This is a genomic window from Microbacterium sp. LWS13-1.2, assembly GCF_040144835.1.
Lineage (GTDB): Bacteria > Actinomycetota > Actinomycetes > Actinomycetales > Microbacteriaceae > Microbacterium.
The window spans coordinates 383078-399554 of sequence record NZ_CP151632.1 but is presented as its reverse complement, the minus strand read 5'-3'; the positions used below and the strand labels follow the sequence as shown (position 1 = coordinate 399554).

General features: G+C 68.9%; 15 protein-coding genes and 2 tRNA genes. 4 read left to right on the top strand and 13 right to left on the bottom strand.

The genetic code is table 11. From position 1 onward, the window contains the following. Positions 1-14 precede the first annotated feature (14 nt). Complete coding sequence (locus tag MRBLWS13_RS01915; RefSeq protein WP_349427399.1) at positions 15-2066, top strand: M3 family metallopeptidase; 2052 nt, start codon at positions 15-17, stop codon at positions 2064-2066. Between the two features lie 6 nt (positions 2067-2072). Here the strand turns inward: MRBLWS13_RS01915 and MRBLWS13_RS01910 are convergent, their stop codons facing one another. The 9 genes from MRBLWS13_RS01910 to MRBLWS13_RS01870 form a co-directional block, all read right to left on the bottom strand. Beyond that, complete coding sequence (locus MRBLWS13_RS01910; RefSeq protein WP_349427398.1) at positions 2073-3143, bottom strand: alpha/beta fold hydrolase; 1071 nt, start codon at positions 3141-3143, stop codon at positions 2073-2075. 69 nt (positions 3144-3212) lie between these two features. Further along, on the bottom strand, positions 3213-4040 hold the full coding sequence (locus tag MRBLWS13_RS01905; protein ID WP_349427397.1) for a hypothetical protein: 828 nt from the start codon (positions 4038-4040) through the stop codon (positions 3213-3215). Positions 4041-4157: 117 nt separating this feature from the next. Beyond that, positions 4158-5276 (bottom strand): epoxide hydrolase family protein, encoded by a 1119-nt coding sequence (locus tag MRBLWS13_RS01900; protein WP_349427396.1) that lies wholly within the window; start codon positions 5274-5276, stop codon positions 4158-4160. 125 nt (positions 5277-5401) lie between these two features. Then, positions 5402-6670 carry an ATP-dependent Clp protease ATP-binding subunit ClpX gene (clpX, locus tag MRBLWS13_RS01895; RefSeq protein WP_349427395.1) on the bottom strand — a complete coding sequence of 423 codons (1269 nt, stop codon included), beginning with the start codon at positions 6668-6670 and terminating at the stop codon, positions 5402-5404. Positions 6671-6875: 205 nt separating this feature from the next. After that, positions 6876-7556, bottom strand: coding sequence for an ATP-dependent Clp protease proteolytic subunit (locus MRBLWS13_RS01890; protein WP_308867092.1), 681 nt, complete (start codon positions 7554-7556; stop codon positions 6876-6878). A gap of 32 nt (positions 7557-7588) precedes the next feature. Further along, positions 7589-8182, bottom strand: coding sequence for an ATP-dependent Clp protease proteolytic subunit (locus tag MRBLWS13_RS01885; protein WP_349427394.1), 594 nt, complete (start codon positions 8180-8182; stop codon positions 7589-7591). Positions 8183-8349: 167 nt separating this feature from the next. Beyond that, entirely contained in the window at positions 8350-9876 is a 1527-nt protein-coding gene (gene tig / locus MRBLWS13_RS01880) for a trigger factor (protein ID WP_349427393.1), read from the bottom strand. Between the two features lie 79 nt (positions 9877-9955). Next, positions 9956-10029: transfer RNA gene (locus MRBLWS13_RS01875), tRNA-Pro, on the bottom strand. 78 nt (positions 10030-10107) lie between these two features. Continuing rightward, a complete protein-coding gene (locus MRBLWS13_RS01870; protein ID WP_349427392.1) occupies positions 10108-10485 on the bottom strand; it encodes a nuclear transport factor 2 family protein in 378 nt (125 codons plus the stop codon). A gap of 100 nt (positions 10486-10585) precedes the next feature. On the opposite strand from MRBLWS13_RS01870, the gene MRBLWS13_RS01865 reads away from it, so the two are divergent. Beyond that, a tRNA-Gly gene (locus MRBLWS13_RS01865) sits at positions 10586-10659 on the top strand. 62 nt (positions 10660-10721) lie between these two features. Here MRBLWS13_RS01865 and MRBLWS13_RS01860 read toward each other — a convergent pair. Continuing rightward, the gene (locus tag MRBLWS13_RS01860) at positions 10722-11291 is read right to left on the bottom strand and encodes a hypothetical protein (protein ID WP_349427391.1); all 570 of its coding nucleotides are present in this window, start codon (positions 11289-11291) and stop codon (positions 10722-10724) included. A gap of 174 nt (positions 11292-11465) precedes the next feature. On the opposite strand from MRBLWS13_RS01860, the gene MRBLWS13_RS01855 reads away from it, so the two are divergent. Further along, positions 11466-12374: an alpha/beta fold hydrolase gene (locus tag MRBLWS13_RS01855; protein WP_349427390.1), complete on the top strand. Its 909-nt coding sequence runs from the start codon at positions 11466-11468 to the stop codon at positions 12372-12374. A gap of 34 nt (positions 12375-12408) precedes the next feature. On the opposite strand, the gene MRBLWS13_RS01850 is transcribed toward MRBLWS13_RS01855, so the two are convergent. Next, on the bottom strand, positions 12409-12948 hold the full coding sequence (locus MRBLWS13_RS01850; RefSeq protein ID WP_349427389.1) for a gamma carbonic anhydrase family protein: 540 nt from the start codon (positions 12946-12948) through the stop codon (positions 12409-12411). Next, entirely contained in the window at positions 12945-15092 is a 2148-nt protein-coding gene (locus MRBLWS13_RS01845; RefSeq protein WP_349427388.1) for an acyltransferase family protein, read from the bottom strand. The genes MRBLWS13_RS01850 and MRBLWS13_RS01845 overlap by 4 nt, the downstream gene beginning before the upstream one ends. Before the next feature lie 168 nt (positions 15093-15260). On the opposite strand from MRBLWS13_RS01845, the gene MRBLWS13_RS01840 reads away from it, so the two are divergent. Then, positions 15261-15743: a DNA starvation/stationary phase protection protein gene (locus MRBLWS13_RS01840; RefSeq protein ID WP_163630393.1), complete on the top strand. Its 483-nt coding sequence runs from the start codon at positions 15261-15263 to the stop codon at positions 15741-15743. 48 nt (positions 15744-15791) lie between these two features. Here MRBLWS13_RS01840 and MRBLWS13_RS01835 read toward each other — a convergent pair whose 3' ends face one another. Further along, positions 15792-16460 carry a response regulator transcription factor gene (locus MRBLWS13_RS01835; protein WP_331905627.1) on the bottom strand — a complete coding sequence of 223 codons (669 nt, stop codon included), beginning with the start codon at positions 16458-16460 and terminating at the stop codon, positions 15792-15794. Positions 16461-16477: the final 17 nt, after the last annotated feature.

Genomic DNA, 16477 nt, shown 5'->3' with positions numbered 1-16477 from the left:
CTAGGCTGGACGCCATGCCGAACGACAACCCGCTTCTCGCGCCCAGCTCACTCCCCTACGGGCTTCCGGACTACGCCGCGATCCTCCCCGAGCACTATCTGCCCGCGTTCGAGCAGGCTTTCGCGGCACACACCGCCGAGGTCTCGGCGATCACCCGGGTGCGGTCCATGCCGACGTTCGAGAACACCCTCGTCCCGCTCGAGGAGAGCGGGCGTCTCCTGGGCGATGTCGCACGGACGTTCTACACGGTGTCATCGGCGGACGCGACGGACGACATCCAGCAGATCGAGGAGCAGCTCGCGCCGCTGATGTCGGCCCACCAGGACTCGATCCAGCTCGACTCGGCGCTGTACTGGCGCATCAAGACGATCCACGATCAGCTCGATCAGCTCGACCTCACGCCGGAGCAGCGGTATCTCGTCGAACGCCACCACACGGAGATGTCCCACGCCGGCGCCGGCCTCGACGACGAGGCGAAGAAGCACCTCATCGAGCTGAACCAGCGCCTCTCGACCCTCACCACGCAGTTCGAGAAGAACCTGCTCGCCGACACGAACGACCTGGCGGTCGTCTTCGACGACGCGACGGAGCTCGACGGACTCTCCGAGGGCGAGCTGTCCGCAGCGGCACAGGCGGCGTCCGATCGCGGCCTCGACGGCAAGTGGGTCGTCACACTGACGCTCTTCACCGGCCACCCCTACCTCTCGAGCCTCACCGACAGGGAATCTCGTGCACGACTGCTGACGGCATCCCGTTCCCGCGGATCTCGCGGCAACGAGCACGACAACCGAGCCACTCTGCTCGAGATCGTGCGCCTGCGCGCAGAGCGCGCGGCGCTCCTCGGCTACGACTCGCACGCGGCCTACATCACGTCGGACGAGACCGCGGGCTCCCCCGCAGCAGTGCACGACCTGCTCCGCCAGCTCGCGGTGCCCGCAGCCCGCAACGCGCGCAGGGAGCAGGAGAAGCTGCAGGCGATCATCGACGCCGGTGGCGACCCGTTCCCCCTGGAAGCGCACGACTGGGCGTTCTGCACCGAGAAGGTGAGGGCGGCGGAGTACGACCTCGACCGGTCTGCGCTGCGCCCGTGGTTCGAGGCCGAGCGCGTACTTCAGGACGGCGTGTTCCGAGCGGCCAGCGATCTCTACGGCATCACCTTCACCGAGCGCGGCGATCTCGGCGGCTATCACCCCGATACGCGCGTCTTCGAGGTTCACAACGCCGACGGATCGGCACTCGGGCTCTACATCCTCGACCTGTACACCCGCGACACGAAGCGCGGCGGCGCGTGGATGAACTCGATCGTCCTGCAGTCGCGCCTGCGCGGCACGCAGCCCATCGTGGTCAACAACCTGAACGTCCCGAAGCCCGCAGCGGGGCGTCCGACGCTTCTGAGCCTCGACGAGGTGACGACGCTGTTCCACGAGTTCGGCCACGCGCTCCACGGCCTGTTCGCGACGGTGACGTACCCGCACTTCGCGGGCACCAACGTCTACCGCGACTTCGTCGAGTTCCCGAGCCAGGTCAACGAGATGTGGATCTACTGGCCAGAGATCCTGGCTTCGTACGCCCGCCACATCGACTCGGATGAGCCGCTCCCGACCGAGATCGTCGAGAAGCTGCACGCCTCGGAGGCGTTCAACCAGGGCTTCGCGACGAGCGAGTACCTTGCGGCGGCGTGGCTCGACCAGGCCTGGCACGCGCTCTCCGTCGACGAGGTGTCGGCAGACCTCGACGTCGCTGCGTTCGAGGCCGCGGCCCTGGCCGACATCGGTCTCGACAACCCTGTCGTGCCGACGCGGTACTCGTCGACGTACTTCGCGCATGTGTTCTCGGGTGGCTACAGCGCGGGCTACTACTCCTACATCTGGAGCGAGGTCCTGGACGCCGACACCGTCGAGTGGTTCCGTGAGAACGGCGGCCTGCGTCGGGAGAACGGCGATCGTTTCCGAGGCCGCCTCCTGGGCGTCGGCGGATCGAAGGATCCGCTCGAGGCCTACCGGGACTTCCGCGGGCGGGATGCGGAGATCCAGCCGCTGCTGGAGCGCCGCGGCCTCGCCGGCTAGATCCGCCTAAGGAGCGGCGGTGTGGGCGATCGCCCATGCCGCCGCTGCTGCTCGCGAGGGCACTCCGAGCTTGGTGCGCGCGTTGGCGACGTGCCGGTGCACCGTGTGGACGCTGAGGAACAGCTCTGCCGCGATCTGCGCGTCCGTCTTGCCCTGGGAGATCAGCAGGAGCACCTCGCGCTCCCGTGCGGAGATCGGAGACGTCTTCGCGCTCGCTCCATCCGGCGCCGCCATCGCGGGCGGTAGGACGAGGTCGCCGCCGAGCTGTTCCTCAGCGACCGCGTCGAAGGCGAGCGCCCGTCGCAGGAACGCGCTCGCGTCGCCGTGCCACGGGTGGTGATCGGAGCCCTCGAGCACTTCCACGTGCGCGCCCGGGATCGCGGCCGCCGTGGCGGCGCCCAGCGCGAGGGGAATGGCCCGGTCCCCCCGCCGGTGCAACACCAGGGTCGGTGCCCGCACCTGTGGCGCCGCGGCGCGCGCGTCGAACGAGTAGACGGCCTGCAGTCCGGCTGCCGCGGCCGCCGCGGTGGCCGTCGAACGCTGGTGACGCGCGAAGGCGCGGCGCTGCTCCGCAGTCGCGTCAGGGTAGAAGATGTCGGACATCACGCGGGAACTCACCCCCCAGCTCTTGCGCACGAGCTCCACCAGTGCGGCGCGGTCGCCGGGCGAGGCGATCGATGACCCGTCCAGGTACGCTCCCGAGAGGACGAGGCGACGCACACGCTCCGGGTGGCGGGCCGCGAACTCCACGGCGATCGCACAGCCGGACGACCCCGCGAACAGCGTGGCCTGCTCGGCCTCGGCGGCATCGAGCACCGCCTTCATCGCATCGACGTGCGGCTCCAGGCTGTCGGGCGTCTCCGGCCTGGTCCTCGACAACCCGCTCCCCGGTGTGTCCATGCGCAGGACGCGCCGGTGACGCGCCATCGCCTCGACGAAGGTGCGGAAGGGCCCGTACTCCCAATCGCGTTCGAGATGACTCATCCACCAGCCGCCGATGAGCAGCGGCGCGCCGGCGCCCATCTCCGACCACGCGACGTCGTCGGAACCCGACCAGGCGTAGCGGACGGTGGACACGACATCAGTATGGGTCACGGTCCGGCCCGCGGGGAGTGGCCGGAATCGGCCATCCCTCCGCCGATGCCGCTACCAGCGCCACGCCGCGAGGGCCGCGACGCGTGGATGCTTCACAGCGATCCACGTCGCGTCGGCGCGCGCGACCAGTGCCCCACGGCTGTCGACCATCGCGGCCGATGTCTCGTACCGCCGGCCGTGCTGCTCACGCGTCCAGCTGTGGATCACGAGGTGCTCCCCGACGCGCGGGCGGCGCTCCACACGGGCGGTGATCGTGCCCAGCAGGCACAGGATGCGATTCTCGAGCGCGAGGGCGGGGTAGCTCGGGCAGTCGAGCGCGCCCCACACGGCGGGATAGTCGGCAGTGCCGGCGTGCGAGATCCGCGTATCGACACTCCACGGTGCCGCGAGGCGGCCGGCAGTGCCCTCGAGCGGGCCGAGGGTCACGTGCATGCCGTCCGTGCGGTCCACGCCGCATACCACGCAGTCCGCGAGCGGATGCCGCACGCCTGCCAGCGGGTACCGCGACCGCGCGAGCAGCGCCTCGTCGTACGTCGGCGGAGGCGGTGCCGGGGAGTCGCTGAGCTGACCGGGTCGGGCCAGCGCGATCAGCCGGCCACGATGGTGGACCACTCCCCCACCGCGCCCATCCCCGACGACCGGAAGTTCGAGGCCGAGCGGGATCGGACGATGCAGGACGACGGTGACCGTCTCCGCGTCGATGTGCTGTGCAAGGGAGCCGGCGGCGAACCCGCCGTTGGCGGAGCGGCGCGGACCGTTCAGCCGTCGATCGAGGAAGATCGTTCCGGTCGGCTCGGCATATTCGGCCGTGCGCGACAGGGCAGCCGGGAGCGTCACCGGCGAGTCGTGGTCGTGGGATGAGAGTGCGAGTGCTGACATGCTTCGAGTAGACGCGTGTCGGCATGACGGGCGCGTCGCCCTTTGCGGCCATTCGCGACTGGCCGAAAACGGCCATGGTGAGCAGCGAGGCAGCGAGTGCTCCGCCGCCGAACAACGTCAGACGAGGTCCAGCTCGCGCGCGAACGCGCGCACCCGCTCGGCCATGACCGAGGGCACCTCGGCGACCGCGAAATGCCCTCCCTCATCGAGGCGCTCGAAGGTGCGCAGGTCACGGTAGAAACGCCGCGCGAGCGATTCCGGATAGTCGCCTTCGTGACGCTGGATGTACACGGATGCCGGAATCGAGACCGGCGGCATCTCATCGGGCTGGTCGGCGCCCTCGTAGTACGGGCGGAAGGAGGAGCCGATGCTCTGCGTCGTCCAGTAGATCATCGCCTCGGTGAGGATGCGCTCCCGCGAGATGCGACGTTCGACCGCCCGTGGATCCGCCGGAGGCGTGTCACTCCACTCGACCAGCTTCTCAGCCAGCCAGGCGATCAACCCTGCCGGGGAGTCGTTCAGCGCCGCCGCCAGAGTGTCGGGGCGCGTCGCCTGCACGTGACCGTACGCGCCGTTGGCGCCGCCCCACTGCTGGAGGCGCGCGAAGAACGCCACCTCGTCGGGCGCCGTGAGTTTCGGACGCTCGGCCATCGACGGGAAGTGCGAGTGCGTCACGATGACGCCGCTCACCGCGTCGGGATAGGAGCCGGCGATCAGATCGTTCACGTTGGCCGACACGTCCTCGCCGTACGTGAGGTACTTCTCGTAACCCAGCACATCCGTCATGAGCGCGTGCATCGTGGCGGCAAGGCGGACCTCGGTGACCGGCCCGTCGGTGTAGGCCGAGGAGTAGCCGAAGCCGGGAAAGCTCGGCACGACGACGTGGAAATCGGGCAGCAGGTCGGCGAAATCCAGCTGCAGTGCGAACGTGTGCGGCCAGCCGTGCATGACCAGCAGGGCCGGCGCATCATCGCGGTCGGAACGCAGGTGGGCGAAATGGACGGTGCTGTCCCCGATCTCGGCGAGGAATTGCGGATGCCGGTTGAGCCACTGTTCGCGGCCCCGCCAGTCCCACGTGCGCCACGTCGCGACGAGCTCGGCGAGGTAGTCGGCGCTCATGCCGGACTCCGGCCGGCGTGGTGAGTCCGGCAGCGGCCGGAACCGCGCGAGACGCTCTCGCAGATCGTCGAGTTCGGAATCGGGCACCTGGATCGAGAAGGGGCGCTGGCTGCTCACACGCCGAAGCTACTCGGCACCCCCGACACGCTCCCGTACGCTCCGCATGGCTTCCCGCATCCGCGCGAAGGTGCACGCTTCGATGCTGGCACGGGACCCCACAGTGATGCGTGAGGGGAGGATGGTCAGGCGCTCTTGCGCTTCTCCCGCAGGACGAGCGTGGGAAGGGCGCCCTCTTCGACGGCCGCTCGGGTCACGACGACCTTGTCGACGTCGTCTGTCGAGGGGATCTCGAACATGATCGGGCCAAGCACGTCCTCGAGGATCGCGCGCAGGCCGCGAGCGCCCGTCTTGCGAGCCACGGCGAGGTCGGCGATGGCCTCGAGCGCCTCACGGTCGAACTCGAGTGCGACGCCGTCGAGCTCGAACATGCGGTGGTACTGCTTCACGAGTGCGTTCTTCGGCTCGGTGAGGATCTCCATGAGCGCTTCGCGATCGAGCGGCGAGACCGAGGCGATGACGGGCAGTCGGCCGATGAACTCGGGGATCAGCCCGAACTTGTGGAGGTCTTCGGGCTGCACGTCGCCGAAAAGGTGGAGGTCTTCGTCCTTGCGGTGCAGCGAGGCGCCGAATCCGACGCCGTGCTTGCCGACGCGCGACGAGATGATGTCTTCGAGACCGGCGAAGGCGCCGGCGACGATGAAGAGCACGTTCGTCGTGTCGATCTGGATGAATTCCTGATGGGGGTGCTTGCGCCCGCCCTGGGGCGGCACCGACGCGACCGTTCCCTCGAGGATCTTCAGCAGCGCCTGCTGGACGCCCTCGCCCGACACATCGCGGGTGATCGACGGGTTCTCGGCCTTGCGGGCGATCTTGTCGACCTCGTCGATGTAGATGATGCCGGTCTCGGCGCGCTTCGTGTCGAAGTCGGCGGCCTGCAGCAGCTTGAGGAGGATGTTCTCGACGTCTTCGCCGACATAGCCGGCCTCGGTGAGTGCGGTGGCGTCGGCGACGGCGAACGGCACGTTGAGACGCTTGGCGAGCGTCTGTGCCAGATAGGTCTTGCCGCAGCCCGTGGGGCCCAGCAGGAGGATGTTGCTCTTGGCGAGCTCGATCTCATCGGCGCGCTGCTCAGCCGACTGGATCGTGCCGTGCGCGCGGACGCGCTTGTAGTGGTTGTACACGGCGACCGACAGTGCCCGCTTGGCGTCGGTCTGACCGACGACGTACTCCTCGAGGAACGCGAAGATCTCGCGGGGCTTGGGCAGATCGAAGTCTGCGACGACGCCCGATGAGGACTCGGCCATGCGTTCTTCGATGATCTCGTTGCAGAGTTCGACGCATTCGTCGCAGATGTAGACGCCCGGTCCTGCGATCAGCTGCTGGACCTGCTTCTGACTCTTCCCGCAGAAGGAGCATTTGAACAGGTCGGCGCTCTCACCGATGCGTGCCATGCCGCTCCTCCTCGTGACGTCGGGGCAAGCCCCCCAGCTGTTCTCCGAGCCTAATAGCTGACGCCGACATGCGGCGGCATTGCGACGCACGTTGTGGAATCGTCGGTTTCGCGCTGAGCGGACGAGGCACCCGGGAGCACGACGACGCCCCGCCGCCGGAGAATCCGGACGACGGGGCGTCGAAGAACCGCTGCTGTCGAAACGACTACTTCGTCAGCGCCGCCTGCTGGCCGCGCTTGCGCGTGGTGAGCACCTGGTCGACGAGACCGTATGCGACGCTCTCCTCGGCGGAGAGGATCTTGTCGCGGTCGATGTCCTTGTTGACCTCTGCCTGCGTCTTGTTCGAGTGCTTCGCGAGCGTCTCCTCGAGCCACGTCCGCATACGCAGGATCTCTGCGGCCTGGATCTCGATGTCGGACGCCTGACCGTGCCCGGCCTCGCCGACGGCGGGCTGGTGGATCAGGATGCGGGCGTTCGGCAGCGCGAGGCGCTTGCCGGGGGCGCCGGCCGCCAGCAGCACGGCAGCCGCCGAGGCGGCCTGACCGAGCACGACCGTCTGGATCTGTGGCGACACGTACTGCATGGTGTCGTAGATCGCAGTCATCGCCGTGAACGAGCCGCCGGGCGAGTTGATGTACATGATGATGTCGCGGTCGGGATCCTGGCTCTCGAGCACGAGGAGCTGGGCCATGACGTCATCCGCCGACGCGTCGTCGACCTGGACGCCCAGGAAGATCACGCGGTCCTCGAACAGCTTGTTGTACGGGTCCTGGCGCTTGTAGCCGTAAGCCGTGCGCTCCTCGAACTGCGGCAGGATGTAGCGGCTGCCGGGCATCTGGAGGCCCTGAGGTGCCAGCGGCGCGCCGCCGAAGGTGGGGGTCTGCATTCGGGTTCTCTCTCTTTCGCCTTCGGGTGCCGTCAGCTCGCGGTTCCGGCGGTGCCGCCGCCGCCGATGACGTCGAGGGCCGAGTCGCGGATGTGGTCGACGAAGCCGTAATCGAGCGCCTCGGGGGCCGTGAACCAGCGGTCGCGGTCGCCGTCGGCGTTGATCTGCTCGACGGTCTTGCCGGTCTGCGACGCCGTGATCTCGGCGAGTCGCTTCTTCATGTCGAGGATCAGCTGGGCCTGGGTCTGGATGTCGCTCGAGGTCCCGCCGAAGCCGCCGTGCGGCTGGTGCAGCAGCACGCGGGCGTTGGGCGTGATGTAGCGCTTGCCCTTCGTGCCGGCGGTCAGCAGCAGCTGCCCCATCGACGCCGCCATGCCGATGCCGACGGTCACGATGTCGTTGGGCACGAACTGCATGGTGTCGTAGATCGCCATGCCGGCCGTGATCGACCCACCGGGCGAGTTGATGTAGAGGTAGATGTCCTTCTCGGAGTCCTCAGCGGCGAGCAGCAGGATCTTCGCGCAGATCTCGTTGGCGTTGTCGTCGCGCACCTCCGACCCCAGCCAGATGATGCGGTCCTTCAGCAGCCTGTCGAAGACGCTGGTCGCGACAAGTGGTTCGGCCATGTGTACTCCTGTTTCCTTGGGTCGCCATCGAATCTACCGGCGCGCCACGAGCGACCCGCCCGTGTTCGCCCTGGGCAGAGCGGGCGCCGGACGCAAGAGGACGGATGCCGCGGCATCCGTCCTCTTGTCTCAATCGGTCACTGCGCGAGTGCCGGCCCAAGCTCGCGTCACTCGGCGGCGGCAGCCTTCTTCGCCGGAGCCTTCTTCGCGGGCGCCTTCTTGGCCGGAGCCTTCTCAGCGGCGGCCTCGTCGGCGTCGGCGGCCTCGGCGGCCTTCTTGGCGGCGGGCTTGCGCGCGGGAGCCTTCTTGGCGGGCTTCGCGGCCTCCTCGGCCTCGATCACGGCGTCGGCGTCGGCCGCGGCATCCGCGATCTCCTCCGCCTCCTCCACGACCTGTTCCTCGTCCGCGGCCTCGTCCTCCGTGGCGACGAAGCCGCTGAGGTCGACCGGGTTGCCGTTGGTGTCGACGACGGTGACCTTGCCGAGCGCGACGGCCAGAGCCTTGTTGCGGGCGACCTCGCCGATCATGGCGGGGAGCTGGTTGCCCTCCTGCAGCGCGTTCACGAACTCCTGCGGAGCCATGCCGTACTGGGCGGCGGACTGCACGAGGTACTGCGTGAGCTCGTCCTGCGAGACCTGCACGTTGACCGTCTCGGCGATCTTGTCGAGGAGCATCTGCGTCTTGAACTGCTTCTCGCTCGCTTCGGCGACCTCGGCCCGGTGCACGTCGTCCTCGAGACGACCCTCACCCTCGAGGTGGTTGTGCACCTCGTCCTCGATGAGCTGCGGCGGAACGGGGATCTCGACCTGCTCGAGCAGCGTCTCGATCAGCTTGTCGCGCGCGGCCGAGCCCTGCGTGAACGCGCCCTGCTGGCCGACGCGCTCCTTGAGGCTGTCGCGCAGCTCGGCGATGGTGTCGAACTCGCTCGCGATCTGAGCGAAGTCGTCGTCTGCCTCGGGAAGCTCGCGCTCCTTGACGGCCTTGACGGTCACCGAGACCTCGGCCTCGTCACCGGCGTGGTCGCCGCCGACGAGCTTCGAGCGGAACGTGGTGTCCTCACCGGCGGTCAGGGAGTCGATCGCCTCGTCGATGCCCTCGAGGAGCTCGCCCGAGCCGACCTCGTACGACACGCCCTCGGCGCGGTCGATCTCGGCGTCCTCGATGGTGGCGACGAGGTCGAGCTCCACGAAGTCGCCGGTGGCGGCGGGGCGGTCGACGGTGACGAGCGTGCCGAAGCGGGCGCGCAGGCGGTCGAGCTCTTCGTCGATGGCGGCCTCGTCGACCTCGATGGCGTCGACCTCGACGGTGGTGCCCTCGAACGACGGAAGGTCGAACTCGGGGCGCACGTCGACCTCGACGGTGACCTCGAGGTCGCCCGAGAAGTCCTTCTCATTCGGCCACTCGGTGACCTCGGCCGACGGGCGGCCGAGCACGCGCAGCTCGTGCGCCGCAGCGGCCTCGCGGTAGAAGGTGTCGAGGCCTTCGCTGACGGCGTGCTCGAGCACCGCGACGCGCCCGATGCGCTGGTCGATGATCGGTGCGGGCACCTTGCCCTTGCGGAAGCCGGGGATCTGCACGTCCTGCGCGATGTGCTCGTACGCGTGCTTGATCGACGGCTTGAGCTCGTCGGGGCTGACCGTGATGTGTAGCTTCACCCGGGTCGGGCTGAGCTTCTCGACGGTGCTGTTCACCATGCCTGTACTTCTCCTCTATCGGACCGCGCGAGGACGCGGCAGTTGAAGGTCTGGGTTCGGAATTCTGAGGGCCGTGATGTCGGGGCGACAGGATTTGAACCTGCGGCCTCCCGCTCCCAAAGCGGGCGCTCTACCAAGCTGAGCTACGCCCCGGGCGGGTTCGCACGCGTGCGTGCGCCTTTCGGCCCCGAGAAGTCTAGCCGACCTGCCCGTGCCCTACCTGCGCGGGCCTCAGATGGACTCCACCCAGGCGGCTCGCCAGGCGGGAGCCGGAAACGGCTTCGTCCAGTACGCGGTCTCTTTCGCGATGCGACCGTCGCGCAGCTCGAAGAGGAAGACCGTCTGATAGGGATCGCCGTCGCCATAGTCCAGATCTGCCTGCAGGACCCACATGTCGCCTTCGCCGGTGAGCCGCCGGGGCGAGATGCTCGGAAGGCGCGGGAAGGCGCCGTAGATCGCGCGGCGATTGGCGGCGCCGACGATGCGCTCCCCGGACTGCGGCCACTCCATGACGGCGTCGTCGTGGAACAGATCGTCCATTCCGCCGATCTCGCCGGCGTTGAGCGTCGCCACGAGCGCTTCGACCACTTGCCTGCCCGTGCGTTCCATCGCAGCATTCCTTCCCTCAGCCGCGCGTCGGGGCTGCGGGTCGGAAAAGGATGACCGCCGCGATGTACTACGATTGGGCGGTGCCCGTTCGCGGGCGCACGGGGATGTAGCTCAATGGTAGAGCCTCAGTCTTCCAAACTGATGGTGCGGGTTCGATTCCCGTCATCCCCTCCACGGGGCCCGACGTACCGCCGAAGGCGTTCGGCGGGCCTTTCGCGTGGATGCCGTCCGAACGGTCACCCGGACCCATCGCCCGCCCCGCGACTGCGCGCCTGCTGCTCGGACCGCCGGAGGAAAGGCTGGGGGCGGAACGTCTCGGGGTGGCTCAGCCACGACGCCGCGACGGGAGGAAACTCCATCCGGAGGCGGTGCCGGTCCAGGCGGCGCTCTGTGGCATCGGGATCGTCGATGATCGTGTCGATCGCCGTCGTGAGCCAGCCCGTCAGCACCTCGGCGTTGGGCTCGTCGATCTCGGCGATGATGCCTCGCGCGAGGGGAAGGTAGTGCCGAATGCCGCTGCGCTGCCCGAGACCCATGTCCTTGGCGCGGGATGCCCGGTAGCCCTCGAGCGCATCGACGAGTCGCCGCCGCTCGGACCGGCGGATGAGGTCCACGTTCTGGGCGGCCAGCCGATTCGCAGCCGACGACGCCCGCAGTGCCGCTACGGCCAGCACCGTGGCCACCGCAGCCGAGATGAGCGCGACGACGAGGGCGATCAGCCCCACTCGACTCTGGCTCTCCAGCAGAGTGACGACGACGTCGAGCCGGCAGCTGACAGGATCCAGGCGCTCCTCACAGGCTCCCACGGGGCAACCATACTGGCCCGGGCGAGACGCGCACAGGGCGGTGCTGCGAGCGCGAGCGACGGGCGGGGCCGCCGCCGCTGGGGGCCCTCGTGTACACGCGATCCGCGCTATTGCGCCGGCGCCGCAGCGGGCAGACTGACAGCAGCACCGTTCCCAACTCGCTGAGGAGCCGCGATGAGCAGCACGACCCCCGCCCCGCAACCGGGACCGCCGAAGAAGCTGCCGCGCCGCCCGGCATCCAGCCTCGCCGAGAAGTGGACGCGCATGGACGACGTCGACGTCTTCTATCGCGAGTCGCCGCGGCCGTCCCGCGATCCTCGCGTCATGGCGCACGTGCACGGCTTCGGGCTGTCGGGCCGCTACCTGCTGCCGACGGCCGAGATGCTCGCCGACGAGTTCCACACCTACGTGCCCGACCTGCCCGGCTTCGGCCGGAGCGGCAAGCGGCGGGACATGCTCGACATCCCCGACCTCGCTCGCGCCGCGCTCGACTTCCTCGACGATCGAGGCGTCGAGAAGGCGACGCTCGTCGGCAACTCCATGGGATGCCCGGTCATCATCGAATTCGCGCATCGATATCCCGACAGGATCGACCGTGCCGTGCTGGTCTCCCCGGCCGGCGGACTGTTCAATCAGCCGCTGCGCCGGGCGATGAAGCAGCTCTCGCAGGACGCACCGAGAGAGCCGGTCAAAATGGCGCGGGTCGCGGTGCCCGACTACGTGCGCTTCGGCGTGCCGAGCACGGTGCGCATGTTCCGATCGCTCACGCAGTATCCGTCACTCCAGCGACTGCTCGAGATGCACATCCCGACGCTCGTCGTGCTGGGTCAACGCGATCCGCTGCTGCCGCACGCGCATCGCGTCGACGAGATCGCCAGTCAGACCGACAGCCACGTGCTCGTCGTGATGCTGGAGGGCGCCGCGCACGCGATCAACTTCAGTCACCCCGGGCAGCTCGCGCACGTCATCCGGCATTTCATGGACGACCTGCCGATCGAGAACGACCCGGCGTGGCCCGGACACGTGCGCCTCTACGAGGTGCACCGGGGCAAGCACCACCCGCCGACGAAGCCGCGGGACTGATCCGTCCGGGGATCCCACGCAGCCGGTGCGGGGCTCAGACCACGGGACTCGCCTCGAGGTGCTCCCGCACGTGCGCCAGGTAGTGCTCGGCGTTCTGGAGCAGGCCGGCGCGCTCCTCGTCGGTGAGCTCGCGTCGCACCTTGCCGGGCACACCGGCGACGAGCGAGCCGTCGGGGATCTCGGATCCCTCCAGCACGACCGCGCCGCCGGCGATGAGGCATCCCGATCCGATCCGTGCGCCGTTGAGCACGACCGCCCCCATGCCGATGAGCGAGCCGTCGCCGATCGTGCAGCCGTGCACGACGGCGTTGTGGCCGACCGACACGTTCTCACCGATCACGACGGGCTTGCCGGCATCGACGTGCACCGAGACGTTGTCCTGCAGGTTGCTGTTCGCGCCGACGGTGATCGTGTCGCCGTCGGCGCGGAGCACGGCGTTGTACCAGACGCTCGCGCCTGGGGCGAGGGTCACTCCCCCGACGATGCGCGCGCCGGCGGCGACGAACGCCGTGGGGTCGAGGTCGGGAGTTCTCCCGGCGGCGGCGAGCACCGAGGCTCCGGGTGCGATCGTCATGGCTGGCCTCTCTTCGCGAGCGCGGTCTCGATGGCATCGGTGTACCAGGGCGCGAGGGTGTCGGCGAAGGTCACCGTGACGTGGTCCTGGTCGCGGTAGATGTTCGCACCGCCGACGACCGGCGCGCACAGCTCGGCGCCGCAGTAGACATCGGTGAAGTCGAGCAGCGTCGCCGTGTCGAGACCGGATGCCGCATCCTTGAGCGGGTCGTCGGCGACGAGCACGTCCGAGCGGGCACCGTCGCACTCCGCGACGTCGCGCGTACGGAGGCACTTGTTCGGGTCGGTCTCCCATACCGGGTTGTCGACGACGGTGATGACGGGGATGCCGCGATCCATCACCGTGCTCCACGCCTCGCGATAGCCGGCCACAGCAGCGTCGTGGGAGGAGTCGTACCCGGCGGACGAATACGGCGTCGTGGCCAGCGCCGCCGTGAATACGGCATCCAGGTCGGCGCCGTCGATCGCATTCTGCACGCGCTCGCGCCATTCGGTGCACGCAGCGCCGAAGGCTCCAGGCGTCGACAGCGGCGTCGTGTTCCAGGGGCACGCGCCCTTGAACCAGGTGACGAGCTGCCATCCGTTCTCGTCGGCCATCCGCTGGAACGTCGAGAGCAGCTGGTACGCGTGGCTGTCGCCGATGAGCGCGATGCGCGGGGCGTCGTCGTCGTCCGAGCCGAAGGTGCACGATACCGGCCGCGAGTCGGTCAGCTGGACGAAGCACTGCGGGTGCTCTGGGCGGTCGATGCCGGCGAACCCCGGTGCGGGCAGGATCTCGCTGCCGAAGTCGGCGCCGGCGCAGGAGGCGTCGAGAACCGCTGCCGCGCCGAAGCACTCCGGCGGGTTCACCTGCAGCGCGGCGATGTCGCGGGTGCCCTGGTTGTACAGCGGCACGTTGACGAGCCACGCGGTGCTCGCGACGAGAGCGACGACGATCATCGCGGCCAGGGCCGACCAGAGTGTCACCCGTGGCCGCCGCGAGGTCAGCACCTTCCAGCCGCGCGCGGGGTCTTCGACGAACCGCTTGGTCAGCCACGCGAGCACGAAGCACAGCCCCAGCAGCGCGACGCGGTGGTAGATCGTGAGACCCCAGAACGGCACCGACGGCGCGATGACGATCAATGGCCAGTGCCACAGGTAGAGCGAATACGAGATGTCGCCGACGAACTGCGCGGGGCGGATGGCGAGGATGCGCGTCGGGTACCACCATCGGTCGGTGTTGGATGCGGCGATCACCGCGGCGGCACCGAGCGTGGGCAGCGCCGCCATGTACCCGGGGAACGGCGTCTGGGCATCGAACGTGAAAGCGACGTAGAGCAGGAGCAGGATGCCGGCCCAGCCGAGCACGAAGCTGCCGAGGGCGTTGCGCACCCTCAGCATCGGGACGAGCGCGATCAGCGCGCCCACGCCGAACTGCCACATCCTGCCGAACGTGACGAAGTACGCGGGCGCCGGGTTCGTGATCGTGAAGACCACGCAGAACACGAAGGACACCACGGTGACGACCCCGAGCGCGGCGATGACCGTGCGGCGACGCTCGCCGCGGAACCACTTCACGCCGATCCACGCCGCCAGCAGCATGATGAGCGGCCACATCACGTAGAACTGCTCTTCGAGCGACAGCGACCAGTAGTGCTGGACGGTGGTCGGCGCGCCCGCGTGGTTGAGGTAGTCCGCCGAGTTCAGCGCGAGGTACCAGTTCTCGACGTAGAAGGTCGATGCCAGGATCTCGCGCACCTCGTTCGGCAGAGCCGACGTGGGCATGAGGTACGGCGACATGACGACGACCGCACAGAACAGCAGGACGAGGAGGGATGCCGGAAGCAGGCGGCGCGCGCGGCGCGCCCAGAACTGGCCGAGCCGGACCGTGCCGGTCGCGGTGAGCTCGCGCATCAGGTGCGCCGTGATGAGGAAGCCCGAGATGACGAAGAAGATGTCGACGCCGATGTAGCCGCCCGTGAGGCGGCCGGGCCAGAAGTGGTACAGCACGACGCAGAGGACGGCGATCGCGCGGAGTCCCTGCACATGCGGGATGAACCGGGATGGCTCGGCGTGCTCGGGCGAGCGGTCGCGAGGCTCGCGGGTCACGGTCTTGGCGGGAACGCTCAGATGCTGCGGTCCGAGGTCGTGATCGGCGGAAGGCACGAATCGACGTTAGCCGCTGTCGTGCGTCCGGCCCGCACCGACAGCGCGGATTCGCCGGTTTAGCCCAGCCTTGTCTTGCTTGCGGAATGGCTCCCGCTGAGTAGCGTTGCAGTCACTGGAGGGCGATCGCCGAGCTGAGCGACCCTCCGCACGATGGAGGCGACAGATATGACGAACACCCAGACCACCCCCGCAACCGCAGCGAACCCCGACGTCGCCGCCGCGACGGCGCAGTTCCTCACCCCCGTCGTCCTGGGCCTGCAGGCCCTGGCCGTGAACGGGAAGCAGGCGCACTGGAACGTGCGCGGCGCGAATTTCATCGCGATCCACGAGCTCCTCGACTCGGTCGTCGCCCACGCCCAGGATGGCGCGGACCAGGCCGCGGAGCGCATCGTCGCCCTCGGCCTGCCGGTCGACGCCCGTGTCGGCACGGTGGCCCAGAAGACCGCGACGGCCGTACCCGCCGGATTCACGCAGTGGGACGCGCTCATCCGCAACGTGATCACCGACATGGACACCGTCATCGCGGACGTCCAGGCAGCGATCGACGGACTGGACGAGTTCGACCTGACGAGCCAGGACATCGCGATCGGCATCAAGGAGTCGCTCGAGAAGGACCGCTGGTTCCTCTTCGCGCACCTCGCCGAGTGACCTGATCTCGAACGAAGACCCCCGGGAGTCCCGGGGGTCTTCGTCGTCTCAGGGATGCTGCAGGAAGGCGAGGACCGCGAGCACGCGGCGATGCTCGGTACCCGACTCCTCCAGCCCGAGCTTCGCGAAGATCGCGCTGATGTTCTTCTCGACCGCTCCGACCCCGATGAAGAGCCGCTCGGCGATGCTGGCATTGCTGCGTCCCTCCGCCATGAGCGTGAGCACGTCCCGTTCGCGCGGGGTCAGCGCCGCCAGCGGGTCGGGCCGGGCCGACAGCAGCCCCTGCACGACGAGCGGGTCGAGCACCGTGCCGCGCTCGCGGACGCGGCGGACGGCATCCGTGAACTCGTCGAGGGACGTGACGCGATCCTTCAGGAGATAGCCGACCCCGCCCTCGCCGCCCGCGAGGAGCTCACGCGCGTAGACGCCCTCGACGTACTGGCTCAGGACGAGGATGCCGACGTGGGGAAGGGCGGCGCGTACGGCGAGGGCGGCACGGATCCCCTCGTCGCGGAAGCCCGGCGGCAGGCGCACGTCCAGGATCGCGACGTCGGCACGCGCCTCGCGGACCCGCGCCACGACATCCTGCGCATCGCCCCACGCGCCCGCGGTCGTGTAGCCGGCCTCGTCGAACAGCCGGACGAGCCCCTCGCGCAGCAGGACCGAGTCTTCGAAGAGGACGACGCGGAGCGCGGCGGAGTCGTGCGAGGCGGCCATCTCCTCAGAATAGGCAT

Excerpts from the sequence above, each read along its gene's own strand:
- MRBLWS13_RS01840 (WP_163630393.1), top strand. The coding sequence starts at position 15,261 with ATGACGAACACCCAGACCACCCCCGCAACCGCAGCGAACCCCGACGTC.
- MRBLWS13_RS01915 (WP_349427399.1), top strand. The coding sequence starts at position 15 with ATGCCGAACGACAACCCGCTTCTCGCGCCCAGCTCACTCCCCTACGGG.
- MRBLWS13_RS01870 (WP_349427392.1), bottom strand. The coding sequence starts at position 10,485 with ATGGAACGCACGGGCAGGCAAGTGGTCGAAGCGCTCGTGGCGACGCTC.
- tig (WP_349427393.1), bottom strand. The coding sequence starts at position 9,876 with ATGGTGAACAGCACCGTCGAGAAGCTCAGCCCGACCCGGGTGAAGCTA.
- MRBLWS13_RS01855 (WP_349427390.1), top strand. The coding sequence starts at position 11,466 with ATGAGCAGCACGACCCCCGCCCCGCAACCGGGACCGCCGAAGAAGCTG.
- clpX (WP_349427395.1), bottom strand. The coding sequence starts at position 6,670 with ATGGCACGCATCGGTGAGAGCGCCGACCTGTTCAAATGCTCCTTCTGC.
- MRBLWS13_RS01905 (WP_349427397.1), bottom strand. The coding sequence starts at position 4,040 with ATGTCAGCACTCGCACTCTCATCCCACGACCACGACTCGCCGGTGACG.
- MRBLWS13_RS01835 (WP_331905627.1), bottom strand. The coding sequence starts at position 16,460 with ATGGCCGCCTCGCACGACTCCGCCGCGCTCCGCGTCGTCCTCTTCGAA.
- MRBLWS13_RS01885 (WP_349427394.1), bottom strand. The coding sequence starts at position 8,182 with ATGGCCGAACCACTTGTCGCGACCAGCGTCTTCGACAGGCTGCTGAAG.
- MRBLWS13_RS01890 (WP_308867092.1), bottom strand. The coding sequence starts at position 7,556 with ATGCAGACCCCCACCTTCGGCGGCGCGCCGCTGGCACCTCAGGGCCTC.
- MRBLWS13_RS01850 (WP_349427389.1), bottom strand. The coding sequence starts at position 12,948 with ATGACGATCGCACCCGGAGCCTCGGTGCTCGCCGCCGCCGGGAGAACT.